The following is a 24,670-nucleotide window of genomic DNA, read 5'->3' as shown; positions in this document are numbered from 1 at the left end:
CCTGCGTTCTAGTTGAAACGGGCGATGGCGAACGGCGCGACATCGACGGAGGTTTGGCGCCCGCCCACCAGCTCGGCGATCAGCCGTCCGGTGGTTGGGCCGAAGGTCAGGCCGGTATGGCCGTGGCCGAAGGCGTAGAAGACGTCGTCGCGCCTCGGCGAGCGGCCGATGACGGGCAGCGAATCCGCCGTGGTCGGGCGATGCCCCATCCAGCGGGTGCCGCCCTTGGTGTCGAGCCCCGGCAGGTAGCGCCGGCCGAGCTCGGCCAGCGCGTCGGAGCGGGCATAGTTCGGCGCCGCCTCCAGCCCGGCGAACTCCGCCGCGCCGCCGATGCGCAGGCCCATGTCGAGCGGCGTCGCCACGAATTGCCGCTCGGCGAAGATCACCTCGCGGGATAGCGTCACGCCCGGCGCGGGCAGGGTGGTGTTGTAGCCGCGCTCGCTCTCGATCAGCGCCCGGTCGCCGATCTGCGCGGCGAGCCGGCCGGACCAGGCGCCGGCGGCGATCACCAGCCGGTCGAAATCGAGCCGTCGGCCGTCGGTCATGACGACGTTGCGCCCGTCAATGCGCGCGGCCTCGCCCTTCACGATGGTCGTGCCGCGCGCCTCGAGATGGGTGCGCAGCCGGTCGACGATGCGCCTGGGGTCGGAGACGTGCGACCATTGCGGGGTGAACATGGCGTATTGCACCGCCTCGCTCAGCGCCGGCTCCATGTCGCGCGCGGCGGCGCCGCTGATCTCCTGGCAGACGATGCCGTGCCGCCGCCGCAGCTCGCGGAAGCGCGCGTCGGCCTCGAAGCCCTCGCGCGTCTCGTAGACCCACAGGCAGCCGACCTGGTGCAGGTCGCCCATGAGGTCCAGCTCGGCCAGCAGCGGCAGCATGTCGTCATAGGTGCGGGCAGCGAGGCTCGCGAGCGCGGCGGTGATGCGCTCGACCTCGTCCCAGGAGCCGGACTTGAGGAAGCGCAGCAGCCAGGGCAGCAGCCTCGGCGCATGCGCGAGCCGCAGCGACAGCGGCCCCAGCGGGTCGAACAGCCAGCCCGGCACTTTCCAGGCGAGGCCGGGCACCGAGGCCGGCACGATCTCGGTGACGCCGAGCCCCCCGGCATTGCCGAAGGAACATTTGTCGCCGGACGGGTCGCGGTCGAGCACGGTGACGGCGTGCCCGTCCCTTGCCAGCGCATGGGCGCAGGACAGGCCGACAATACCGGCGCCGATGACGAGAATGCGCGACATGGTGCGGCGGGTTCCCTAGATGACGATGGGGGAGAGGTGCCGGCGCACCGCCGCCGCGAGGCTGAGGGCGGTGAGCGCCGAGGTCTTCGGGTTGGCGGGCGAGGGCAGGTTGGCAAAGCGCATCCGTGCGCTGCCGACCGGGCTTTCGACCGCGATCTCGTGGGTGTTGCCGGTCGCGGCCGGATCGGCGATCACCCGCACCGTCGTGCGCTCGTGCCCGGCCGCCAGCGCCACCGCGAGCCCGGCATTGAGGTTGCGCGGATAGAGCCTCGCCGCCTCGCGCGCCGTGCCCTCGAACAGCACATGCTCGGCCGCCAGCGCCGCGGGATCCTGGCCGAGCGCGCGCAGTTCCGAAGTCCAGGCGGCGACCGGCTTGCGCGAGGTATAGGTGACGCGCGTGCCGGCCACCGGCGTCAGCGCCGCGAGATAGTCGAGCCCTCCGACGGCGCCGGCCGGCACGATCAGCCGCGCCCCGCTTTTCTGCGCCGCCGCCAGCAGCCGATCGAGCAGGGCGTCGTCGCCGAGCGCGCCGGTCGAGCCGATCACCACGTCGATGCCCGCCTCCATCAGCGCCGGCAGCATCTCGCCCGCCGCCGCCTGTCCGGCGGCTTCCACCGCCAGCGACGGGCCGGCGGCGATCAGCGCGTCGAGCGAGTGCACCTCCTCGATGCCCGGCGGCAGGGGCGCGCCGCCACGCGTCAGCACGGTGACGCGCAGGCCGGGCAGGGCGGACAGATGCGCATGCAGGTCGCGGCCGATGGCACCGAAGCCGATCAGCCCGACATGCGCCCCGACATGCGCCTCGAATTGCGCCCCGCTTGCCATCCGCGTCACCGATCCCCGTTCCTCACCAGGCCGTCATGCCGCCGTCGACGGTGAACATGGCGCCGGTGGCGAAGGAGGCTTCGTCCGAGGCCAGCCACAGGATGGCGTTGGCGATCTCCACCGGCTTCGCCCAGCGGTGGATCGGCGAGCGGGCCTTCAGCTTCTCCTTGAAGGTCTCGGGGTCGGGATTCTCGGCGACCATCTTGTCGAAATAGGTCGACCAGGTGACGCCCGGCGCCACGCAGTTGACCCGGATGTTCTGCTTGGCGTGGTCGAGCGCCATCGCCTTGGTCAGCGCGGCGACGCCGCCCTTGGAGGCGACATAGGCGGCGCGGTCGAAAATGCCGACGGTCGCGACATTGGAGGCGGTGTTGACGATGGTGCCGCCGCCCTGCGCCGCCATGACCGGGATGGCGTATTTGCAGCAGAGATAGACGCCCTTCAGGTTCACCGCCATCAGCGCGTCCCAGGCGTCCTCCTCGGTGTCGACCACCGAGCCGGGAATGCCGTAGCCGGCATTGTTGGCGAGGATGTCGAGCCGGCCGAAGCGCTCCAGCGCGGTGGCGATCATGCGCTTCACGTCGGCGCTGCTGCTGACGTCGACCGCCACCGAGGCGGCATTCGGCCCCAGCCGGGCAGCGACCGCGGCCGCACCCTCGCCGTTGCGGTCGGCGACCAGCACGCGGGCGCCTTCCCGTATGAATATCTCCGCCGCGGCCTCACCGATGCCGGCGGCCGAGCCGGTGATGATCGCGACCTTGTCCTTGAGACGCATGGTACCCTCGAAATCGATGAAGAAGCGGCCCGGCGCGACGGCGTCGGGGCTGGCGCTGGGGCGTCAGGGCTGGCGCTGGTCGGCGGGCTGTGCCGCGAACACGGTGTCGCGCTCGATCTGCAGCACGTTCTCCGGGCGCGGGAACGGCTCGGGAACCGGCTCGCCGGGGCGGCGGTCGCGGCCGATCAGCCGGAAGAAGTCCTCGAGGCCGTTCGGCACGATGAGCCAGGTCCAGAGAATGTCCTCGCTGCCCTCGTTGATGAACATGTGGCGGCGGTTCTTGCCGATGAAGAAGGCCGAGCCCGGCTGCATCGGATGGTCGACGCCATCGACGACGGCACGACCCTTGCCACTGATGACGAAGATGACCTCCTCGTTCCGGTCGTGGGCGTGCTCGCGCACATAGCCGCCGGGAGGTACCGTCTGGGTTCCGAATCCGATCGGGTGGTCCATCGGCACGATATGCGGCGCGAAGATCACCTCGATATGGCCGTTGGCCGGCATCGGCTGCCAATAGCTGACGGCTTCGCCGGGCTGGCTCACCAGAACGTCGCCAAGAGGGGAGGGCGCGCTTGTCTGCTCGGACATTGATCTGTTCCCGTCGCGGTGAACCGGATAGATTGAATACAATATGCACCCTACGCTTCGAAAAATGAGAATAAAAGTCTAAAAAATGAGCATATACCTTCAATAAACGTCTAAAAAATGGGCTTGTTGATTCACATCAATTGAATATCGTATTCAATATGGAGCGAGACGAATGATGACGAAAGTCGATCGCCAGTCGTTGACGGACCAGATCGTCACCGAATTGCGACATCGGATCATCAACGGCCAGCTGCCCGAGGGCACGCCGCTGCGACAGGAGAAGCTGGCCGCCGAGCTCGGCGTGTCCCGCGTTCCGCTGCGCGAGGCGATCCGCCAGCTCGAGGCCGAGGGGCTGGTGGTGTCGGAACTGCACAAGGGCACGGTGGTGTCGTCGCTGTCGCTGGAGGAGATCGAGGAGCTGTTCGAGATTCGGCTGCGCATCGAGGCCTGGCTGTTCGAGGCGGCGATCCCGCACATGACGGAGGCGGATTTCGCCCTCGCCGAGGCGGTCACCGACGAGGCCATGGCGAGCGGCAGCGTCGAGAACTGGGGCGAGCTGAACTGGCGCTTCCACGAGGCGCTGTATCGCCCGAGCGGCAACCTAATCGCGCTCAAGCTGCTCCGCACCGTGCACGACAACGCCAACCGCTACGTGAACCTGCAGATCGCGGTGGCGGAGGACGTGGAGCGCGAGCTCCGCGACCACCGGGCGCTGATCACCTTTGCCCGGCTCGGCGACATCCGCCGGGGCGGGGACACGCTGCGGGCGCATATCCAGCGCGTCTCGCGCAATCTCATCGCGTCGCTGGCCGAAGGCCGGCTCGGCAAGGCGCGCAACATCGCTTGAGGGCAGGGTGCCGGCGCGTGCCGGTTCCCCGTCCAACGATAACGCGGCCCGAACGGGCCCTATCAGAGAAGGGGACTAGCATGCGTTTCAGGAATCTACTCTGCGCAGCGGTGGCCGTCGCCGCCCTGACCGGCGCCGCGCGCGCCGACATCGTGATCGGCACGGCCGGTCCCACCACCAATGCCGAGGCGCTGTTCGGCACCACCTGGCAGAACGGCATGGAACTCGCCGTGCGCCAGGCCAATGCCGCCGGCGGCGTGCAGGGCCAGAAGCTGGTGCTGCTGCGCGACGACGACGGCGGCGACCCGAAGCAGGGCACGCTGGTCGCCCAGAAGCATTGCGACAACGCCGCCATGCTGGGCGTGGTCGCCAATTTCAACTCGGGCGTCACCATTCCCTCGTCCGACGTCTATAACCGCTGCGGCATGCCGCAGGTGACCAATGCCTCCAACCCGAAGGTCACCAAGGCCGGCTACAAGAACCTGTTCCGCCCGATCGCCAACGACCTGTCGCAGGGCGCGGCGCCGGCGGAATATGCGCTGGCCAAGCTCGGCGCCAAGAAGGCGGCGATCGTCCACGACAAGCAGGCCTTCGGCCAGGGCGTCGCCGAAGTGTTCCGCGACAGCTTCACCAAGGGCGGCGGCACCGTCACCTCCTTCTCCGGCATCGCCCAGACCGATGTCGACTTCAGCGCGCTGCTCTCCACCATCCGCGCCGAGAACCCGGACGTGATCTATTTCGGCGGCGTCATGCCGGCGGTCGGCCTGTTCGTGAAGCAGGCGCGCGAGCTCGGCATCAAGGCGACCTTCTTCGCCGCCGACTCGGCCTTCACCCCGGACTTCATCGCCGGCGCCGGCCCGGCCTCGGAAGGCACCGTCGTCTCCTTCCAGGCGCCTCCCTACGACTCCTCGCCGGCGCTCGCCAAGTTCGCCGCCGACTACAAGGCCGCTTTCGGCGAAGAGCCGGGCCCGTATTCGGCCTATGGCTATGTGGAAGCCACCATCATCATCGAGGCGATGAAGAAGGCGCCCGCGCCGCTCACCCGCGCCGGCATCGTGTCCGAGATCGCCAAGAGCGACTTCGACGGCATCGTCGGCCACGTCTCCTTCACGCCGGCCGGCGAACTGCAGAAGCCCTTCCTGTTCCTCTACGCCGTCAAGGGCGACAAGTTCGAACTGGTGAAGTGAGCCTCGCCTGACCGACATCTCCCCGGCGGGCCCGCGCCCGTCGGGGAAGATCGTCTGCCCGATCGCGACAAGGAAAGCTCCACATGGGCGCCCTCATCCTGCAGCAGGCCATCAATGCCCTGACGGTCGGCTCGATCTATGCGCTGATCGCGCTCGGCTACACCATGGTCTACGGCGTGCTGCGCCTCATCAATTTCGCCCATAGCGAACTGTTCACCGCCGGCGCCTTCATCGGGCTGGCGCTGGCCGGCGCGCTCGGCGTGGTCGGCCATCCGGCCGGGGGCATCCTCGTCGGCCTGATCACCTTCGTCATCATCGGCCTCGCCGGCGTCAGCGTCGAGATCGTCGCCTACCGCCCGCTGCGGCGCACCTCGCGGCTGGCGCCGATGCTCTCGGCGCTCGGCATGGCGGTGGTGATCCAGAACGCGGTGATGCTGATCGGCGGCCGCCGGCCGTTGATCTACCCGTCCTTCCTGCCGTCCGGTGCCATCGACCTGTTCGGCGCCATCGTCACCTACAAGCAGATCACCATCTTCACCGTGGCGGTGGTGCTGATGATCGGGCTGGAACTGTTCGTGAACCGCACCAATCTCGGGGTGCGCATCCGCGCGGTGGCCGAGAATGCCGAGACCGCCTCGCTGGTCGGCATCAACCCGAACATGGCGATCTCGCTGATCTTCTTCATCGGCCCCGGCCTCGGCGCGGTGGCGGGCATCCTCTATTCGTCCTTCTACGGCGTGGCGACCTTCACCATGGGGTTCGTCATCGGCATGAAGGCGTTCACCGCCGCCATTCTCGGCGGCATCGGCTCGATCCCCGGCGCGGTGCTGGGCGGCTTCCTGCTCGGCATCATCGAGACCTTCGGCACCGCCTGGATGCCGGTGCTCACCGGCGGGGTGATCGGCACCGAATATCGCGACATCTTCGCCTTCTCCGTGCTGGTGCTGATCCTGCTGTTCCGCCCCGCCGGCCTGCTCGGCGAGCACGTCAGCGAAGAAACCATGGTGTACAAGAGTGACTTCTGAGGCGCCCCCGATGACCTATCCCCGGTCGCATTCCTGGCGTGGCGCCGCGGTGATGGCGCTCATCCCGGTGCTGGCGCTGGTGCTCGGCCAGTTCCTGCCGACCTATCCGCTGCGCATCCTCGACATGATCCTGCTCTACGCCATTCTCGGCCTGGGGCTGAACATCGTGGTCGGCTATGCCGGCCTGCTCGACCTCGGCTATGTCGCCTTCTACGCCATCGGCGCCTATTCCTGGGCGCTGCTGGCGTCCGGCCAGTTCGACATCCATCTGCCCTTCGCGCTGGTGCTGCTCATCGGCGCCGGCCTCGCCGGCTTTGCCGGCATCCTGCTCGGCATCCCGGTGCTGCGGCTGCGCGGCGACTATCTCGCCATCGTCACGCTCGGCTTCGGCGAGATCATCCGCCTCTTGATGAACAATCTCGACGGCGTGACCAACGGTCCGCAGGGCATTTCCCGCATCGACGAGGCAACGCTGTTCGGCTGGACGCTCGCCGAGCCGATCGACTTCCTCTACCTGCTCGTCGCCCTCATGGTGGTGGTGTTCCTGTTCGTGTGGCGTGTGCAGGCGAGCGCGCTCGGCACCGCGCTGGCCGCCGTGCGCGAGGACCAGGACGCGGCGCGCGGCTGCGGCATCAACACCACGCGGGTGAAGCTGGTCGCCTTCGGCTTCAGCGCCTTCATCGGCGGGGCGGGCGGCGTCGTCTTCGCCGCCATGCAACGCTTCGTCTCGCCGGAGAGCTTCACCTTCTGGGAATCGCTGGTCATCGTGCTGGTGATCGTGGTCGGCGGCCTCGGCAACCCGTTCGGCGCGCTGCTCGGCGCCACGCTGCTGGTTCTCATCCCGGAAATGCTGCGCGCCTATGCCGACTACCGGCTGCTGCTCTACGGCATGGCGCTGGTGATCATCATCCTCTCGCGCCCGCGCGGCCTCATCAGCCGCCGGTTCGGGCCGACCTGGCTGATGCGCAGGCTGGGAGGCGGCAATGCTCAGGTTTGATCACGTCACCAAGCAGTTCGGCGCGCTGAAGGCCATCGACGACGTCTCCTTCGAGGTGAGGCCGGGCCTGATCACCGCGGTGATCGGCCCGAACGGCGCCGGCAAGTCGACCCTCGTCAACATGGCGGCCGGCTCCTACAGCGTGACGTCCGGCCGCATCCTGGTCGGCGACGTCGAATTGCAGAAGCTGCCCAAGCACCGCATCGCCCATGCGGGGCTGGCCCGCACCTATCAGAACATCCGCCTGTTCGACGGCATGAGCGTGCTGCAGAACCTCGAAGTGGCGCTGGTGCCGCCGCGTGTCGGCACGCTGATCGCCGATACGTTCGGCCTTGCCGGCAAGGCGGCGGGCGCGGCGCGCCGCGAGCGCTGCCATGCGGTGCTGGAACGGCTCGGCCTCGCGCCCTATGCCCATCGGCTCGCCGGCAGCCTTGCCTACGGCCAGCAGAAGCTGGTCGAGCTGGCCCGCGCCGTGGTCGGCGAGCCGCGCGTGCTGCTGCTCGACGAGCCGGCCGCCGGCCTCAACCATGGCGAGACCGAGCTGCTCAAGCGGCACATCCTCGACCTGCGCGCGCCCGGCATGGCGATGGTGCTGATCGAGCATGACATGAAGCTGATCATGTCGATCTCCGACACCATCGTGGTGATGAGCGGCGGGCGCCTGCTGGCGCAGGGCACCGCGGCGCAGATCCGCTCCAACATCGAAGTGCAGGAGGCCTATCTTGGACAACCCGGCGCGATCCGAGACATCGAAGCCGCTGCTCGCGGTCGACGCAATCGAGTCCGGCTACGGGAGGGTGAAAGTCTTACATGGCATCAGCCTTGAGGTCCTGCCGGGCGAGGTGGTCTGCATCATCGGCCCCAACGGCGCCGGCAAGACCACGCTGCTGCGCACCATCAGCGGGCTGAACCGCGCCAGCCGCGGCTCCGTCCGCTTCAAGGGGCAGGACGTCACCGGGCTGAAGCCGCACCAGATGGTGCGCCTCGGCCTCGGCCATTGCCCGGAGGGGCGGCGGGTGTTCCAGCTCTCCGTCGAGGAGAACCTGATCACCGGCTACATCCCCGGCCGCGGCAAGTCGTTCGCCGAGCTGCGCGACATGGTCTACGGCCTGTTCCCGATCCTCGGCGAGCGGCGCGGCCAGTCGGCGGGCCGGCTCTCCGGCGGCCAGCAGCAGATGCTGGCGATCGGCCGGGCGCTGATGGGCGGCCCGGAGCTGCTGCTGCTCGACGAGCCCTCGCTCGGCCTCGCCCCGATCATCATCCACCAGATCTTCGAGATCGTGCTGCGGCTCGCCGAGAGCGGGGTGTCGATCATCCTCGTCGAGCAGAATATCGACCTCTCCTTCGAGGTGGCCGACTACGTCTACGCGCTGGAGCACGGGGCGCTGCAATGCTCCGGCCCGGCGGCGAAGATGGCGGCCGACCCGCGCATCAAGGACATCTACCTGCCCGGCCTCGAGGCCGCCCACTGATCTCAGGGATCGACGTGCCATGTACAATCTCGACGGCCGCTCGGCCCTCGTCACCGGAGGTGCCGTCGGCATCGGCCGGCGCATCGCCACCCGCCTCGCCGAGGAGGGCTGCGACGTCGCCATCCTCGACCTCGACCGCGATGGCGCGCAGGAGACCGCCGCCATGGTGGAGGCGCTCGGCCGCCGCGCGCTCGCGCTCGCCGTCGACGTCGCCGACCATGAGGGCGTCAAGGCGGCCGTCGTCGCGGCGGAGCGCGCCTTCGGCAAGGTCGACATTGCGGTCAACAACGCGGGCATCACCGCCGTGGGCAAGGTGGTGGACATCGACATGGCGCTGTGGCGCCGGGTGTTCGCCATCAATACCGACAGCGTGTTCAACGTCTCCCAGGCGGTGCTGCCGGGTATGATCGAACGGCGCGGCGGGCGCATCGTCAACATCGCGTCGTGGTTCGCCAAGATCGGCAAGCCGAGCTACGCGCCCTACTCGGCCTCCAAGGCGGCGGTCATCGCCTTTACCCAGGCGCTCGCCGCCGAGGTGGCGCCGCTCGGCATCAATGTGAACACGGTGTGTCCGGGCTCGATCGTCGGCACCCGCATGCGCGACGAGGCCGACCGCATGTCCCGTGAGCAGGGACTGTCGACGGCCAAGGAGCGCGAAGCGACGATCCCGATCGGCCGCGTCGGCGTGCCGGACGACATCGCCCGCGTGGTCGCCTTCCTCGCCTCCGACGAGGCCGCCTACATGACCGGGCAGGCGATCAACGTCACCGGCGGCCTGTGGATGAACTGACCCCGCGCCCCGTCGGTCGGGCCCGAACGCCGATCGGCGGGAAAGCGCGCCCGGTCCGGGAAGGCGGCGCCCTCAGAGGCCCAGCCGGTCCATGATCCGCCCGTGCAGCACCGCCGCCTGCACCCCCAGCGGCCAGAAGCCGTGGAAGGCGATCGGCTTCGGCTCGACGACCGGCAGGTCGAGCGTGAAGCCGCGTCCATGCAGCAGCCGTCCGGCGAGCTGTTCGGCGATGGCGGTGCCCAGCGCCACGCCGCGCCCGTTGCAGCCGAGATAGATCAGCGCATCGGGCGAGGGCTCGTGCACATGCGGCCAGTGGTCCTTGGTGACCGCCAGCTGGCTGTTCCAGCCATGGGTCCAGCCGATGCCGGCCAGCTGCGGCCAGAGCGTCGCCGCATAGTCGGTGAGATAGGCGAGGGCGTCCGGCGTGCGGATCGCCCGCATCGGCCCGCGCCCGCCCATCAGCAGCCGGCCCTGCGCGTCGATGCGGTAATAGACGGTGATGCGTCCGCTCTCATAGATCGACGGCCGGCCGGGCGTGATGCCGGCCAGCCGGTCGGCGCCCAGCTTCTCGCTGGCGGCGATGGCGCTGTAGACCGGCACGACGGTCTGCCGCAGCCCCTGCCACAGATCGTCGGTGAAGCCATTGGTGGCGATGAGGATCTTCTCCGCCTCCACCGTGCCCGCCGGCGTGTCGATGGACCAGCCGTGCCCGCCGCGGCGCAGCGCGGTCGCCTTCGTCCGGCCATGCACGCTCGCCCCGGCGGCGATGGCGGCGCCGGCGAGGCCGCGCGTATAGGCGAGCGGGTTGAGATTGCCGCCGCGCGCGTCGTGCATGGCGCCGAAATAGGCCGCGGTGCCGGTGGCCTCTTCGGTCGCCGCGCGGTCGAGAAAGCTCACCGGCATGCCGCGCGCGATGCATTGGCGGGCGGTTTCCTCCACGCCGGTCCGCGCTTTCGCGCTGCGCGCCACCCGCAGCGTGCCGCCACGATGCGCGTCGCAGGCGATGCCGAGGCGCTCGATCAGCTCCAGCGCCCGCGTCGGCGTGTTCCAGCCGAACGCCACCATGCGGCGGCCGAGGTCGGGCCCGTAGGTCCGCTCCACCATGTCGGGGTCGAACTTGAGGCCCGGATTGAGCTGGCCGCCATTATTGCCGGAGGCGCCCCAGCCGGGTTCGCCGGCCTCCAGCACCAGCGTCTCCACGCCCGCCTCGGCCAGGTGCAGCGCGGCGGTCAGCCCGACGATGCCGCCGCCGATGATCGCCACCGAGACACGGCGGGAGCCGTCGAGCGGCGGCGTCGGCGGCGCCGGCGGTGCGTCGAGCTGGTAGACGTTCGGCGGCAGGCTCGAAGGTGCGCTCACGATGGCGGTCATTGCGGTTCGGCCTCCGGGCCGGTGAGGGCGCGCCGGTCAGGCGGCGGTATCGGCGAGGAATATCTTGCCGGGGTTCATCAGCCCGCCGGGATCGAGCACCGCCTTGATCCGGCGCATCACCGCAAGTTCGGCCGGATTCTTGGTGCGGGCAAGGCGCTTGCGGTAGGTGGTGCCGACGCCGTGCTCGGCGGTGATGCTGCCGCCGAGCGCCATGGCGACATCGTCGATGATCACGTCGACAGCGTCGGACGCCGCCTCGAATTCTTCGGAGGTCGCGAAGCGCTCATGCGGGAACAGCACCACGACATGGATGTTGCCGTCGCCGATATGGCCGACCATCATCACATTGGCGTCGGGATAGGCGCCCAGCACGCCGTCCTCCACCTGTTTCACGAAGGCGGGCTGCTCGGCCACCGGCACCGAGGTGTCGTGCGACATGGTCTTGCCGGCGAGCTTGAACTCGCCGGTCACGCCGTGGCGCAGCTTCCAGATCGCCTCCTCCTGCGCGAGGCTGGAAGCGATGGTCGCGTCGCTGATCAGCCGGGCCTCGAAGGCCTCGGCGAGCAGGCCCTCCATCGCGGCCTCCAGCGGCGCGCCGGGCTGGGAATCGCCGGCTTCCAGCAGCAGATACCAGGGCGACGACTGCGCGAACGGCATCACCGTGCCGGGCACATAGCGCAGCACGAAATCCATGTAGGACGCGCCGATGATCTCGAAGCTGGAGATGCGCTCGCCGAACACCTTGCGCGCCCGCTCGAACATGGCGAGCGCATCCTCGACGCTTTCGAGCTGCATCAGCGCGATGGAGCGCGAGCGGATCGCCGGGAACAGCTTCAGCACCGCGCCGGTGACGACGCCGAGCGTGCCCTCGGCACCGATGAACAGCTGCTTCAGGTCGTAGCCGGCATTGTCCTTGCGCAGCCGGCGCAGCCCGTCGAGCACGGTGCCGTCGGCGAGCACCACTTCGAGGCCGAGCACCAGCTGGCGCATGTTGCCGTAGCGCAGCACCGCGATGCCGCCGGCATTGGTGGCGATGTTGCCGCCGATCTGGCAGCTGCCCTCGGCGCCGAGGCTGAGCGGGAACAGCAGGCCCTCGCGCGCGGCGGCGGCCTGGATCTCGGCGAGGATGCAGCCGGCCTCGACGGTGACGGTCTCCTCGGCGGGGGACACCGCGCGGATGCGGTTCATCCGGTCGAGCCGCAGCACGATGCCGGGGCGCGGGTCGAGCGGGGTCGCGCCGCCGCACAGGCCGGTATTGCCGCCCTGCGGCACCACCACGACACCCGCCTCGGCGCAGGCCTTCACCACCTTCGCCACCTCGTCGGTGCCTGCCGGCCGCACCACCGCCAGCGCCGTACCGTGGTAGCGGCCGCGATGGTCGGTGAGGAAAGGCGCGGTATCGGCGGGGTCGGTGACGACATAGCGCTCCCCGACGATCGAGCTCAGCCTGGCGAGGAAGGCGGCGTCGGGCGTGGGGGTATCGGGCGTGGCGGCGTCGGGCGTGGCGGTCGGGGACATGATGGTCGAACCTGAAAGCGGAGGCGGTCTGCAGGAATCAGCAGCAATGCACCCCGCCCCGATAGGCCGGGACGGGGCGGGGTCACGCCGAATTCAGGTCAGCATCCACTCGGCGTAGCGCTTCTGCATGGCGGTATAGTTCTCGCCCCACCACTGGGAGTTCACGATGACGTTCTTGCCATTGGTAAGGTCGGGCAGGAAATCGCCGGCGGGCGAGGCCTTCACCTCGTCCATGGCGGCGACGCTGTTGGGCAGGTAATAGCCGCGCACCGCCCAGGCCACCTGGCGGTCGGGCTTGAGGCAGAAATCGATGAAGCGCATCGCCGCTTCCTTGTTCTTCGTGCCCTTCGGCACCGCGAAATAGTCGAGCGAGTTCACCGTCTGCTCGAAGGAGAAGGCGAGCGGCGCGCCGGCCTTCTGCGCGCTCTTCACGCGGTTGAAGTAGCTGTAGGAGAAGTCGCCCTCGTTCTGCACCACCGCGTTCACCTGGTCCGGCGTGGTCGCCGCCCATTTGGAGACGTGCGGCTTCATGCGGTCGAGCGCCCTGAAGGCGCGCTCGACGTCGAGCGGATAGAGGTCCTTCGGCGCCACGCCGTCGGCGACCAGCGCCACTTCCAGCGTCTCCGAGGCGAGCGAGCGCATCACCCGGCGGCCGGGGAACTTCTCGAAATCGTAGAAGCCGGCGAAATCCACCGGGTGCTTGCCGTCCGGGGTGCGCTTGGAATCCCACAGCAGGCCGCCGCTATAGAGATACATCGGCATGTAGTCCGCCGCCGGCTGGGCGACCAGCGGGCCGGGCTTGACGATCGACATGTCGAGCGGTTCCCACAGCTTGTCGCGGGCGCCGGAGGTGGCGAAGGCGGCGGGGGCGTCGATCACGTCCCACTGCACGGCATTGCCCTGCACCTGCGCCTTCACCTTGGCCATGTCGCCATTGTCGACCAGCGTCACCGCGATGCCGGTCTCCTTGGTGAACGGGTCGGCGAACACCTCGCGCACCGACTTGTTGTAGTCGCCACCCCAGGAGGTGACGGTGAGCGTGGTGTCGGCCGCGGCCGCCCGGCCGGTGAATACCGCGGGAGCGGCGATCAGCCCGGCGAGGCCGGCGGCACCGCCGCGCAGCAGGCCGCGCCGCGACGTCGAGAAGGTCATCTTGGTCATAAGCACGTTCCCCTGTTTTTATGGCTGGATCGGTAAGGCTCAGTTCGGCGGCGGCGGCAGCAGGCGGCCATGCCCCGGCTGCCAGGCGGCGCGCACCTCCTCGCCGCGGCGGGCGCCGGGGCGGCCGGGCTGGTTGAGTTCCTGCACGACCAGGGTCGTGCCGTCGGCGCAGCGCAGGAAATGCCGCACCACGCCGCCGAGCAGGATCGAATCCTCGAGCTTTCCGGGGATGCTCGACGCCCCGGCGCGGTCGGTGAGCTGCATGTTCTCCGGGCGCACCAGCAGCACCGCCCTCTCGCCGGCCGCCATCGCCCGCTCCGGCGCCGGCACGTCCAGCCGGCCGAAGGCGGTTGCCAGCGCATAGGTGCCGTCGGCGCCGATCGCCACCGTGCCGGGGATCAGGTTCGACGAGCCGATGAACTCGGCCGAGAACACCGTCTCCGGCTTGAAATACAGCGCTTCCGGCGCGCCCTGCTGCTCGATGCGGCCGCCATTCATCAGCACGATGCGGTCGGACATGGTCAGCGCCTCGTCCTGGTCGTGCGTCACGTAGAGCATGGTGATGCCGAGCTCGGCGTGCAGGCGCTTGATCTCCAGCTGCATCTGCTCGCGCAGCTTCTTGTCGAGCGCGCCGAGCGGCTCGTCCATCAGGATCAGCGCCGGGTTGTAGACGATGCAGCGCGCCAGCGAGATGCGCTGCTGCTGGCCGCCGGAAAGCTCGCGCGGCCGGCGGCCAGCCACATGGCCGAGCTGGATCAGGTCGAGCACCTGCGCCACCCGGCGCGCGATCTCGTGCTTGGGCACCTGCCGCACCTGCAGCGGGAAGGCGATGTTCTCGAACACCGTCATGTGCGGCATCAGCGCGTAGTTCTGGAACACCATGCCGAGGCCGCGCCGGTTGGTCGGCAGCGTGGTGGCGTCGCGCCCGTCGATGACGATGCGGCCCGAGCTCGGCGCGACCATGCCGGCGATGAGGTTGAGCAGCGTCGACTTGCCGGAGCCGGAGGGGCCGAGCAGGGTGACGAACTCGCCCCTGGCGATGGACAGGTCGATGCGGTGCAGCGCCGCGACGTCGCCATAGCGCTTGGCGACGCCCTGGAGCTCGACCATGGCGGGGGCGGGGGCATTCATGAGCGGGCCTCGGTCTTGCGCTGCAGGGCGATGATGCCGAGCGCGATCAGCAGCGACAGCACGGTGAGCAGCGTCGAGACCGCCGCCAGCACCGGGGTCAGCTCCCAGCGGATGGAGGAGTACATCTTGACCGGCAGCGTCATCGCATTGGTGCCGGTGAGGAAATAGGCCACCACCACCTCGTCGAGCGACATCAGGAAGGCGAACAGCCCCCCCACCGCGATGGCGGGCTTGAGCTGCGGCAGCACCACGCGGAAGAAGATGGTCGGGCGCGAGGCGCCCATGATCGCGGCCACCGTCTCCAGCGCCTTGTCGGAATGGTGCAGGCCGGACATCACCGACACCATGATATAGGGCGTGGTCAGCATGACATGCGCCAGCACGATGCCGGCCGTGGTGTCGAGCAGGCCCCAATTGGCGAATTGCAGATACAGCCCGAGGCCGAGCACGATCACCGGCACCAGCATCGGCATCATGAACAGGCCGCGCAGCGCACCGCGTCCCGGCAGGTTCGAGCGGGCGAGCGCATAGGCCGCCGGCACCGCCAGCACCAGCGCCAGCAGCGTCGTCGCGGTGGCGACGACGAGGCTCTGCACCATCGAGCCCCACCAGGCGGCATCGGTGAAGAACTGGCGGTAGAGCTCCAGCGTGAACTGGCGCGGCGGGAACTCGATCTGGCCCGGATTGCCGAACGAGATCGGGATGACGACGAGGCTCGGCACCACGAGGAAGACATAGCAGGCCCACGCCGCCGCCGAGACGAGGACGCGGGCGAGGCGGCTGGAGCCGAACAGCGCGTTCATGCCGCCGCTCCCGACAATCCGGCGGCGCCGCGCACCCGGCCGAGCAGGGCGACCAGCAGGCCGGATATCGCCAGCAGCGCCACGGCGGTGGCGGAGGCGGCGGTCCAGTCCAGCGTCTGGCGGGTGTAGAAGTCGACGAGGTTGGCCACCATCATGTCCTGCCGCCCGCCGAGCAGGGCGGGGGTGATGTACATGCCGATCGACAGGGTGATGTTGATCAGCACCCCGGCGATCACGCCGGGCAGGCTGAGCGGCAGGGTGATCTTCCAGAAGATGCGCAGCGCCCCGGCGCCCATGGTCTCGGCGGCGAGGATCAGCGTGCGGTCGAGCGCGAGCAGGCTGCCGAGGATCGAGAGGATCATGAAGGGCAGCAGGAAATTGATCATGCCGAGGATCACGCCGACGCGGTTGAACATCATCGGCAGGTTGATCTGGCCGCCGCTGACGAAGCCGAGGAACTGGTTGATCAGCCCCTGGTTGCCGAACACCGCGACGAGGGCGAAGCTCTTGACCAGGATGCTGGTCCAGAACGGCAGCATCACCATGATGAGATAGGCGGTGCGCCGGCTCGGCGGCTGGGCGGCGAGGTGCATCGCCACCGGATAGCCGAACAGCAGGCTCACCAGCGTGCCGGCAATGGCGATCTCGAAGGTGTTGCGCAGCACTTTCAGGAACAGCGTGCTGGTGGCGAGCTCGGCATAGGCCCGGAGCGACAGCGAGCCGTCATAGACGCTGGTCCACACCGTCAGCGCCAGCGGATAGAGCAGCATCGCCAGCATCAGCAGCGTCAGCGGCGCCAGCAGGAGCAGCGCCGACCAGCGGCCGAGATCGGATGCGGAAGGTGAATGGGCCAATGGCGGCGCGTCCCTGCGTTCCGTGGCGCGGCGGAAAACCCTCGTGGCTCCCCGTCGGCGAACCGCGAAACTATGGCAGCGGGTTTTCGGAAGCGCAATGTGAGATTTCAAAATTCTGAAATCTGAACGCGCTAAATATTGGCGTTGACCCAGAACACCGAGGCCGGGCGGGCGCCGAGATTCGCGAATTGGTGGGGGATCTCGCTGGAGAAGGCGAAGCAGTCGCCCTCGTTGAGGCTGAAGGTCTCGCCGTCGATCTGCAGCTCCAGCGAGCCGGAGAGCAGGAAGCCGATCTCCTCGCCCTTGTGCGAATAGGGCTGGGCGCCGGAGGTGCAGCCGGGCTGGATCACCATGAAGAAGCCGCGCAGCCGCTCGCTGGCCGCCGGCGAGGCGATGTCCTTGCGGATGCCGTCGATGTCGAGCAGGCGCGAGCGTTGCCCGGCCCTGACGATATAACGGCTTTCGGCCGTGCGGGCCGGCATTTGCGAGGGGTCGATCAGCCAGGCCGGCATCACGCCGAGCGCGTTGGCGACGGTGTAGACGGTGCGCACCGTCGGCGAGACGAGGCCGCGTTCGAGCTGGGACAGCGTGCCGATCGACACGCCGGTGGCCTTGGCGAGGTCGGATAGCGTCATGCCGGCCTTGGACCGCAGATCACGAATCCGCCGCCCCAGCTTCTGGGTTTCGTCGTCGGAATGGGCCGTGCCGTTCTGGGATCGCGCTGCGCTGTCGTCGACGGTCTTGATGTGCGGCATCGATCGGGCGCGTCCACTGTTCCATCGCTGCCCGCGATCGTTCCCGCGGGCTTTCACAGCCTACACGGATAGCGGCATCTCATGAAGAAGCCAAACCAATTTTCAGAAATCCAAAAATTTGGCTGGAGGACCCCGGCCCGAGCTCCTATCATGGACGCATGTTTGGGCGCACCGCCGCCGGTTTCGGAAAGTCATCATGCCCGCTTCGATCGATTGGCACGCGCGCGCCGCGTCGCTTTCCCTGAATGGCCGCGCCTTCATCGGCGGCCGCTACGTGCCGGCGCTGTCCGGCAGGACCTTCGACTGCGTCAATCCCGCCACCGGCAGGCCGCTGGCGGCGGTCGCCGCCTGCGAGGCCGGGGATGTCGACCACGCGGTGAGGGTGGCGCGGGCGGCCTTCGAGTCCGGCGCCTGGTCGCGCATGGCGCCGCGCGATCGCAAGAAGCGGCTCAAGGCCTTCGCCGACCTCATCTCCGCTCACACGGAAGAACTGGCGCTGATCGAGACGCTCGACATGGGCAAGCCGATCCGCGACAGCCTCGCCGTCGACCTGCCGCTCTCGGCCCAGTGCATCGACTGGTACGCCGAGGCCATCGACAAGGTGTATGACGAGATCGCCCCGACCGCCTCCAGCGCGGTGTCGCTGATCCGCCGCGAGCCGCTCGGCGTGGTGGCGGCGGTGGTGCCGTGGAACTTCCCGCTGCTGATGGCGGCGTGGAAGCTCGGCCCAATCCTGGCCGCCGGCAATTCGGTGATCCTCAAGCCGGCCGAGCAGTCGCCGCTCACCGCCATCAGGCTCGGCGAGCTGGCGGCGGAGGCCGGCATTCCCGACGGGGTGTTCAACGTGCTGCCCGGCTTCGGCGAGACCGCCGGCCGGGCGCTCGGCCTGCACATGGACGTCGACGCGGTCGCCTTCACCGGCTCCACCGAGGTCGGCAAGTATTTCATGCAATATTCCGGTCAGTCGAACCTCAAGCGGGTCGGGCTCGAATGCGGCGGCAAGAGCCCGAACATCATCCTCGCCGACGCGCCGGACCTCGATGCCGCCGCCACCGCCGCCGCCTGGGGCATCTTCTACAATCAGGGCGAGGTGTGTAACGCCGGCTCGCGCCTGATCGTCGAGGAGAGCGTCAAGGACGAGGTGGTCGAGAAGGTCATCGCGGTCGGCGGCGCCATCCGGCTCGGCGACCCGCTCGATCCGGCGACCGAGATGGGCGCCATGGTCGACGCGAAACAGACCGAGCGGGTGATGGCCTATATCGCGACCGGCGAGGCGGAGGGCGCCACGCTGCGCCTCGGCGGCCGGCGCCTCGCCTCGGAGGGCTGCTTCATTGAGGCGACCCTGTTCGACGGCGTCACCAGCGACATGACCATCGCCCGCGAGGAGATCTTCGGGCCGGTGCTGGCGACGCTGGCGGCGAGCGATGTCGACGAGGCGATCCGCATCGGCAACGACACCAGCTACGGCCTCGCCGCGGCGGTGTGGACCCGCGACATCGCCAAGGCGTTCAAGGCGTCGTCGGCGCTGCGGGCCGGCGTCGTGTGGGTGAACTGCTTCGACCACGGCGACATCTCCTCGCCGTTCGGCGGCTTCAAGCAGTCCGGCTTCGGACGCGACAAGTCGCTGCATGCGCTGGAGAAATATACCGAGCTGAAGGCCACCTGGATCCATCTGGGCTGAGGGAGACGCGCCATGGGCGAACCGATGTTCCGCGGGCTGATCCCCGCCTTTCCGACCCCGCTCAAGGCCGATTTCTCGCTGGACGAGCCGGCCCTGGAGCGTCTCGTCGACTACCAGATCGCCCGCGGCGCCTCCGGGCTGGTCCCGCTCGGCGGCACCGGCGAGGCGACCTCGCTCGGCTTCGAGACCCGCCGGCGGGTGATGGAGGTCACCGTCGCGGTGGCGGCCCGCCGGGTGCCGGTGATCGGCGGCGTGCTCGATCCCGGCTTCGGCGGGGCGGTGGATACCGGGCGGGCGTACCGCGCCGCCGGCGCCGACGGGCTGATGGTGATCCCGCCCTATTACGCCCGCACCGACCAGGACGGCGTGCTGCGCTATTTCCGGGCGCTGGCGCCGGAATTGAAGCTGCCGATCCTGTATTACGACAACCCGTTCCGCGCCCATGTCGTCACCGCGCCGGCCACCATCGCCCGCATGGCGCAGGAGCGACTCATCGTCGGCATCAAGGCATCCAACACCGACCTCTATCATCTCGACCAGCTCTCGAAGCTGATCGACGCGGATTTCAGCCTGCTCTCCGGCCAGGACACGCTGTTCGTGCAGCAGGTGATGCTCGGCGCCAAAGGCGGCGTGCTCACCTCCGCCGCGCTGCTGCCGGGCTATTGGGGCGAGGTGCAGGCGCTGGCGCAATCGGGGCGCGTTGCCGAGGCGCTGGCGATGCAGGGGCGGCTGAACCCGCTGATGGACGCGTTGTTCGCCGAGCAGTTCCCGGAAGCGGTGCGCCGCGCCTTCGCCCATATCGGCCTGCCGATCGGCACCTCGCTGCCGCCGGTCGGTGCGCTGTCGGCGGCGGCGGCGGCGCGGCTCGCCAGCGCGCTCGACGCGCTGATCGCCGAAGGCATGCTGAAGCCCGCCGGCTGATCAGTCGCGGAAATAATCCGGCCAGCGCGCCCTGAGGTCCGGCGTGAAGGCCAGCGACTTCGACAGGTGCAGCCGCAGCGCCGCCTGCGCCGCCTCGACATCGCCGGCCGCGATGCCGGCGACGATGGCGCGGTGGTCGGCGATCACCTGTTCGGCCTTGCCGGGGATCGGCAGGTGCAGCCGGCGGATGCGGTCGATATGGCCGGCATGCCGGCGCGCCATCAGCCACAGGTCCGGCACCCCCACGGCGTCGAAGAACAGCTTGTGGAAGTCGCGGTCGGCGACGTGGAAGGCCTCGAGGTCGCCGCGCCCGAGCAGCGCCGCCTGGATCTCGATGGCGGTCTCCAGCCGCGCCGTCACCGGCGCCCGCTCGGCCGCCGGCATCAGGGCGATGGTCCGCACCGCCTCCTGCTCGATGGAGCGGCGCAGGAACTGCGCCTGCCGCGCGAGCCTCAGATCGATCGGGCTCACCACCGTGGCGTGCTGGGGGAAGATCTCCACCAGCGATTCCTCCTGCAGCCGCAGCAGCGCGTCGCGCACCGGCGTCGAGGAGAAGCCGAACAGGTCCTGCAGCTCGGCGCGCGAGATCAGCGCCCCCGGCGGCAGTTCCAGGTTGACGATGCGCTCGCGCAGATAGTCGAACACCTGCGGCGCCGCATGGCGGTGCGGGTCGCGGGAGGGGCGTGGAATCGCGGTGATGTTCATGAGGCCGATCCTACAGCAGCCGCGTGTTGACTTCACTGATGCATTAGCGCTTTAGTGTGTCAACGGCGCCGAAGCGCCGGTCCCGCACCAGACGGGAATGCAGGGGAGGCGACACGGCCGCGCCAACGGCCCGCCTCCACCCGGTCCAGACGGACGAACAGGAGGAAACATGTCCCGCTCGCGCTCTTCTCGCTCGATATCCCGCCGCTCGCTCGTCGCCTCGGTGGCCGCGCTCGCGGCGGTCGCCGGCATCGCCGTGCCGGCTGCCGCCGACACCTATCCCGACCGGCCGCTCACCATCGTGGTGCCGTTCCCGCCCGGCGGCGCGTCGGATTCCACCGCGCGCCTCGTCGCCTCGAAAATGCCGGAGACGCTGGGCCAGCCGGTGGTCATCGACAACCGCCCCGGCGCCAACGGCGCGACGGGCGCCCAGCATGTGAAGAATTCGCCGCCGGACGGCTACACGCTGCTGGTCGGCTCGATCGGCGTGTTCGCCATCAATCCGGCGCTGAACCCCGCGCTCGGCTATGACCCGAAGAAGGATTTCGACCTGGTCACCGTGGCGGTGCGCACGCCCAACGTGCTGGTCGCCAACCCGAATTTCCCGGTGGGTTCGGTGAAGGAACTCGTCGACTATCTGAAGAAGAACCCGGACAAGGTCACCTTCGCCTCCTCGGGCGTCGGCTCGTCGGACCATCTCACCGCGGCCTTGTTCTGGCAGAAGACCGGCACCACCGGCATCCATGTGCCCTACAAGGGCGGCGGCCCGGCCATTGGCGACCTGATCGCCGGCCATGCCGACGTCTCGTTCCAGAATCTCGGCTCGGTGGCGAGCCACATCAAGGCCGGCAAGCTGAAGGTGCTGGGCGTCACCGCCGCCGAGCGCAACCCGGTGCTGCCGGACGTGCCGACCATGAAGGAAGCCGGGGTCGGCGGGCTGGAAGTCTATTCCTGGCAGGCCGCCGCCGCGCCCAAGGGCCTGCCGGCCGACGTCAGGGCCAGGGTGGTGAAGTCCATGGCCGCCGGCCTCGCCGATCCCGCGGTGAAGGCGAAGTTCAACGAGATGGGCTTCGAGGTGGTCGCCAGCACGCCCGAGCAGTTCGCCGCCTTCCAGGCGGCCGAGGAAGCCCGCTGGCGGCAGGTCGTCAGCGCCGGCAACATCGCGACGCAGTGATGAAACGGCGGGTCTTCTCCCTCTCCCCGTCGGGGAGAGGGCCGGGGTGAGGGGCTCTTTGCTTCCGCTGGCGAGTCCCCCTCACCGACCCGCTTCGCGGGCCACCTCTCCCCGTCGGGGAGAGGGAAAACAGGGGTACGCTTTCAATCTGACGGGCGCGTTCCGTGGCTCATGATTCAAAACCCGTCATGCCGAGATGCCCGGCGCAGCCGGGCCTCCAAGCAGCTTAAGGGCGCCGCCCTTGCCGGCAGCCCTCACTCCCCCGACCGACCGCCGCTCCTCCACAGGTGCCTCATGAACGCCCATCCGAAGATCCCGACCGTGAAGACTCCCGAAACGCTGCGCAGCGCCCGTTATTTCGCCCATGACGACCTGCGTAGCTTCGGCCATCGCTCGCGCCTGCGGCAGATGGGCTACGCGCCGGAGGACTGGGTCGGCAAGCCGGTCATCGGCATCCTCAACACCTGGTCGGACTTCAACCCGTGCCACGGCCATTTCAAGGAACGGGTGGAGGATGTGAAGCGCGGCGTGCTGCAGGCCGGCGGCTTCCCACTGGAGCTGCCGGTGCATTCGGCCTCCGAGACCTTCCTCAAGCCGACCTCCATGCTCTACCGCAACTTCCTCGCCATGGAGGTGGAGGAGGGCATCCGCGCCCATCCGATCGACGGCGCGGTGCTGATGGGCGGCTGCGACAAGAGCACCCCGGCGCTGCTCATGGGGGCCACGAGCGCCGGGGTGCCGGCCGTCTTCATGCCGGCCGGGCCGATGCTGCGCGGCAACTGGAAGGGCAAGACCCTCGGCTCCGGCTCGGATGCCTGGAAGTTCTGGGACGAGCGCCGCGCCGGCAATATCGACGAGAAGGCGTGGAACGAGATCGAGGGCGGCATTGCCCGCTCCTTCGGCCATTGCATGACCATGGGAACGGCGAGCACCATGACCGCCATCGCCGAGGCGCTCGGCATGACGCTGCCCGGCGCCACCTCGATACCGGCGGCCGATGCCGGGCATAACCGCATGGCCGCCGCCTGCGGCCGGCGCATCGTCGAGATGGTGTGGGAGGACCTCGTCCCGGCCCGCATCCAGACCCGCCCGGCCTATGAGAACGCCATCGCCGTCGCCATGGCGATGGGTTGCTCCACCAACGCCATCATCCATCTGATTGCGCAAGGGCGCCGCGCCGGGGTCGATATCCGCCTCGACGATTTCGACCGCGCCAGCCGCATCGTGCCGGTCATCGCCAATGTGCGCCCCAGCGGCGACGCCTATCTGATGGAGGATTTCTACTTCGCCGGCGGCCTGCCGGCGCTGATGAACCGGCTCGGCGACCTGCTGCATCTCGATGCGCTCACCGTCTCCGGCCGCACGGTCGGCGAGAACATCGCCGGCGCCACCGTCTATAATGACGACGTCATCCGCACCGTCGAGAACCCGATCTATGCCGAGGGCGCGCTGGCGGTACTGCGCGGCAACCTGGCGCCGGACGGCTGCGTCATCAAGCCGAGCGCCTGCGCCCCGCATCTGCTGGTGCATACCGGCCCGGCGCTGGTCTTCGACGACTACCCGAGCATGAAGGCGGCCATTGACGACGAGACTCTCGACGTCACGCCCGACCACGTGCTGGTGCTGCGCAATGCCGGGCCGCTGGGCGGGCCGGGCATGCCGGAATGGGGCATGCTGCCGATTCCGAAGAAGCTGGTGAAGCAGGGGGTGCGCGACATGCTGCGCCTCTCCGACTCGCGGATGAGCGGCACCAGCTATGGCGCCTGCATCCTGCATGTCGCCCCGGAGAGCTATGTCGGCGGCCCGCTGGCGCTGCTGCGCACCGGCGATCTCGTCAGCGTCGACGTGCCGGCCCGCCGCATCGACATGAAGGTGGACGCCGAGGAGCTCGCCCGCCGCCGGGCGGCGCTGACGCCGCCGGCGCCGCATTACGAGCGCGGCTATGGCTGGATGTTCTCCCAGCATATCGAGCAGGCGCATCTCGGCTGCGATTTCGACTTCCTGAAAACCTCGTTCGGCGCTCCCGTCGGCGAACCCTCGATCTTCTAGCGCCATCCATCGGCGCGATTTATCGGAAGGACTGATCCCTTGGACCTGCCCGTCAACCACTTCAAGCGCGGCCTCCATGCCGGCGAGCAGCAGATCGGCCTGTGGTGCAGCCTCGCCAGCCACATCTCCGTCGAGATCCTCGCCGGCTCCGGCTATGACTGGCTGCTCCTCGACACCGAGCACTCGCCCAACGAGCTGCCGATGGTGCTGTGCCAGCTGCAGGCCTGCATGGAGAACCGGGTGCAGCCGATCGTGCGTCCGCCGGTCAACGACCCGATCTGGGTGAAGCGCTTCCTCGATGCCGGGGTGCAGAGCTTCCTCATCCCGATGGTCGAGACCGCCGAGGAGGCCACCGCCGCCGTCTCCTATACCCGCTATCCGCCGGAGGGGGTGCGCGGCTTCGCCGCCACGGCGCGCTCGTCCCGCTTCGGCCGGGTGCCGGACTACTACACGCGCGCCCATGAGGAGATCTGCGTGCTGGTGCAGATCGAATCCCAGCGCGGCGTGGACAATCTGGAGGCGATCTGCGCGGTGCCGGGGGTGGACGGGGTGTTCATCGGGCCGGGTGACCTCTCGGCCGCCATCGGCTATCTCGGCGACCAGGGAAACGAGGCTGTCGTCGGGCTCATCGTACACCTCATCGGTCGCATCGGTCAGGCCGGAAACCGGGCCGGAATCCTCACCGGCGACGAGGGCCTGGCGAAGCGCTACATTGAGGCTGGATGCCTGTTCACCGCCGTCGGCTCCGATGCCGGCCTGCTGGCGCGCGGCTCGGAGGCGCTCAGGCGCCGGTTCAAGCCGTGAGG

At 69.0% G+C, this 24,670-nt stretch carries 24 protein-coding genes; 12 read left to right on the top strand and 12 right to left on the bottom strand.

Annotated features, from left to right (window positions below):
- Positions 1–8: 8 nt before the first annotated feature.
- The 4 genes from AC1RU4_RS14430 to AC1RU4_RS14415 all read right to left on the bottom strand — a co-directional run bounded on the left by AC1RU4_RS14430 (position 9) and on the right by AC1RU4_RS14415 (position 3,423).
- A complete protein-coding gene (locus AC1RU4_RS14430) occupies positions 9–1,235 on the bottom strand; it encodes an NAD(P)/FAD-dependent oxidoreductase (protein ID WP_492891787.1) in 1,227 nt (408 codons plus the stop codon).
- Between the two features lie 15 nt (positions 1,236–1,250).
- Entirely contained in the window at positions 1,251–2,060 is an 810-nt protein-coding gene (locus AC1RU4_RS14425; RefSeq protein WP_492891866.1) for an aspartate dehydrogenase, read from the bottom strand.
- Between the two features lie 22 nt (positions 2,061–2,082).
- On the bottom strand, positions 2,083–2,835 hold the full coding sequence (locus tag AC1RU4_RS14420; protein ID WP_492891786.1) for an SDR family oxidoreductase: 753 nt from the start codon (positions 2,833–2,835) through the stop codon (positions 2,083–2,085).
- A gap of 63 nt (positions 2,836–2,898) precedes the next feature.
- Positions 2,899–3,423: a cupin domain-containing protein gene (locus AC1RU4_RS14415; RefSeq protein ID WP_492891785.1), complete on the bottom strand. Its 525-nt coding sequence runs from the start codon at positions 3,421–3,423 to the stop codon at positions 2,899–2,901.
- A gap of 175 nt (positions 3,424–3,598) precedes the next feature.
- Between AC1RU4_RS14415 and AC1RU4_RS14410 the strand changes: the two genes are divergently transcribed.
- The 7 genes from AC1RU4_RS14410 (at position 3,599) to AC1RU4_RS14380 (ending at position 9,741) form a co-directional block, all read left to right on the top strand.
- Positions 3,599–4,270, top strand: a complete 672-nt coding sequence (locus tag AC1RU4_RS14410) for a GntR family transcriptional regulator (protein WP_492891784.1) — start codon at positions 3,599–3,601, stop codon at positions 4,268–4,270.
- A gap of 80 nt (positions 4,271–4,350) precedes the next feature.
- On the top strand, positions 4,351–5,457 hold the full coding sequence (locus tag AC1RU4_RS14405; RefSeq protein ID WP_492891783.1) for a branched-chain amino acid ABC transporter substrate-binding protein: 1,107 nt from the start codon (positions 4,351–4,353) through the stop codon (positions 5,455–5,457).
- Between the two features lie 83 nt (positions 5,458–5,540).
- On the top strand, positions 5,541–6,482 hold the full coding sequence (locus AC1RU4_RS14400; RefSeq protein WP_492891782.1) for a branched-chain amino acid ABC transporter permease: 942 nt from the start codon (positions 5,541–5,543) through the stop codon (positions 6,480–6,482).
- A 10-nt stretch (positions 6,483–6,492) separates the two neighbouring features.
- The gene (locus AC1RU4_RS14395; protein WP_492891781.1) at positions 6,493–7,479 is read left to right on the top strand and encodes a branched-chain amino acid ABC transporter permease; all 987 of its coding nucleotides are present in this window, start codon (positions 6,493–6,495) and stop codon (positions 7,477–7,479) included.
- A complete protein-coding gene (locus AC1RU4_RS14390; protein WP_492891780.1) occupies positions 7,466–8,305 on the top strand; it encodes an ABC transporter ATP-binding protein in 840 nt (279 codons plus the stop codon). Before AC1RU4_RS14395 ends, AC1RU4_RS14390 begins: the two co-directional genes overlap by 14 nt.
- Positions 8,277–8,951, top strand: coding sequence for an ABC transporter ATP-binding protein (locus tag AC1RU4_RS14385; RefSeq protein ID WP_492891779.1), 675 nt, complete (start codon positions 8,277–8,279; stop codon positions 8,949–8,951). Before AC1RU4_RS14390 ends, AC1RU4_RS14385 begins: the two co-directional genes overlap by 29 nt.
- Positions 8,952–8,970: 19 nt before the next feature.
- A complete protein-coding gene (locus tag AC1RU4_RS14380) occupies positions 8,971–9,741 on the top strand; it encodes an SDR family NAD(P)-dependent oxidoreductase (RefSeq protein WP_492891778.1) in 771 nt (256 codons plus the stop codon).
- Between the two features lie 72 nt (positions 9,742–9,813).
- Here AC1RU4_RS14380 and AC1RU4_RS14375 read toward each other — a convergent pair whose 3' ends face one another.
- The 7 genes from AC1RU4_RS14375 to AC1RU4_RS14345 all read right to left on the bottom strand — a co-directional run bounded on the left by AC1RU4_RS14375 (position 9,814) and on the right by AC1RU4_RS14345 (position 17,334).
- Positions 9,814–11,112, bottom strand: coding sequence for an NAD(P)/FAD-dependent oxidoreductase (locus AC1RU4_RS14375; RefSeq protein WP_492891777.1), 1,299 nt, complete (start codon positions 11,110–11,112; stop codon positions 9,814–9,816).
- Between the two features lie 36 nt (positions 11,113–11,148).
- A complete protein-coding gene (locus AC1RU4_RS14370) occupies positions 11,149–12,630 on the bottom strand; it encodes an FAD-binding oxidoreductase (RefSeq protein ID WP_492891776.1) in 1,482 nt (493 codons plus the stop codon).
- Between the two features lie 93 nt (positions 12,631–12,723).
- The gene (locus AC1RU4_RS14365; RefSeq protein ID WP_492891775.1) at positions 12,724–13,791 is read right to left on the bottom strand and encodes an ABC transporter substrate-binding protein; all 1,068 of its coding nucleotides are present in this window, start codon (positions 13,789–13,791) and stop codon (positions 12,724–12,726) included.
- 39 nt (positions 13,792–13,830) lie between these two features.
- The gene (locus AC1RU4_RS14360) at positions 13,831–14,922 is read right to left on the bottom strand and encodes an ABC transporter ATP-binding protein (RefSeq protein ID WP_492891774.1); all 1,092 of its coding nucleotides are present in this window, start codon (positions 14,920–14,922) and stop codon (positions 13,831–13,833) included.
- Positions 14,919–15,725 (bottom strand): ABC transporter permease, encoded by an 807-nt coding sequence (locus AC1RU4_RS14355; protein WP_492891773.1) that lies wholly within the window; start codon positions 15,723–15,725, stop codon positions 14,919–14,921. The genes AC1RU4_RS14360 and AC1RU4_RS14355 overlap by 4 nt, the downstream gene beginning before the upstream one ends.
- The gene (locus tag AC1RU4_RS14350; RefSeq protein ID WP_492891772.1) at positions 15,722–16,579 is read right to left on the bottom strand and encodes an ABC transporter permease; all 858 of its coding nucleotides are present in this window, start codon (positions 16,577–16,579) and stop codon (positions 15,722–15,724) included. Before AC1RU4_RS14350 ends, AC1RU4_RS14355 begins: the two co-directional genes overlap by 4 nt.
- Positions 16,580–16,710: 131 nt before the next feature.
- The gene (locus AC1RU4_RS14345; RefSeq protein ID WP_492891771.1) at positions 16,711–17,334 is read right to left on the bottom strand and encodes a cupin domain-containing protein; all 624 of its coding nucleotides are present in this window, start codon (positions 17,332–17,334) and stop codon (positions 16,711–16,713) included.
- 196 nt (positions 17,335–17,530) lie between these two features.
- Here AC1RU4_RS14345 and AC1RU4_RS14340 point away from each other — a divergent pair, with 196 nt between their 5' ends.
- Entirely contained in the window at positions 17,531–19,015 is a 1,485-nt protein-coding gene (locus tag AC1RU4_RS14340; protein ID WP_492891770.1) for an aldehyde dehydrogenase, read from the top strand.
- 12 nt (positions 19,016–19,027) lie between these two features.
- Positions 19,028–19,936, top strand: a complete 909-nt coding sequence (locus AC1RU4_RS14335; protein WP_492891769.1) for a dihydrodipicolinate synthase family protein — start codon at positions 19,028–19,030, stop codon at positions 19,934–19,936.
- Here AC1RU4_RS14335 and AC1RU4_RS14330 read toward each other — a convergent pair whose 3' ends face one another.
- Positions 19,937–20,641 (bottom strand): GntR family transcriptional regulator, encoded by a 705-nt coding sequence (locus AC1RU4_RS14330; protein ID WP_492891768.1) that lies wholly within the window; start codon positions 20,639–20,641, stop codon positions 19,937–19,939. It abuts the gene before it with no gap.
- A gap of 169 nt (positions 20,642–20,810) precedes the next feature.
- Here AC1RU4_RS14330 and AC1RU4_RS14325 point away from each other — a divergent pair, with 169 nt between their 5' ends.
- From AC1RU4_RS14325 to AC1RU4_RS14315, 3 genes are all read left to right on the top strand, one after another.
- Complete coding sequence (locus tag AC1RU4_RS14325; RefSeq protein ID WP_492891767.1) at positions 20,811–21,815, top strand: Bug family tripartite tricarboxylate transporter substrate binding protein; 1,005 nt, start codon at positions 20,811–20,813, stop codon at positions 21,813–21,815.
- A gap of 294 nt (positions 21,816–22,109) precedes the next feature.
- Positions 22,110–23,864: an L-arabinonate dehydratase gene (gene araD, locus AC1RU4_RS14320; protein WP_492891766.1), complete on the top strand. Its 1,755-nt coding sequence runs from the start codon at positions 22,110–22,112 to the stop codon at positions 23,862–23,864.
- Positions 23,865–23,903: 39 nt separating this feature from the next.
- The gene (locus AC1RU4_RS14315; protein WP_492891765.1) at positions 23,904–24,668 is read left to right on the top strand and encodes an HpcH/HpaI aldolase family protein; all 765 of its coding nucleotides are present in this window, start codon (positions 23,904–23,906) and stop codon (positions 24,666–24,668) included.
- Positions 24,669–24,670 lie beyond the last annotated feature (2 nt).

The sequence above is a fragment of the Ancylobacter sp. GW821-FHT10E12 genome, assembly GCF_058809335.1.
Note: the sequence above shows the minus strand (reverse complement) of the source record. Positions and strands in the feature narration are given on the sequence as shown.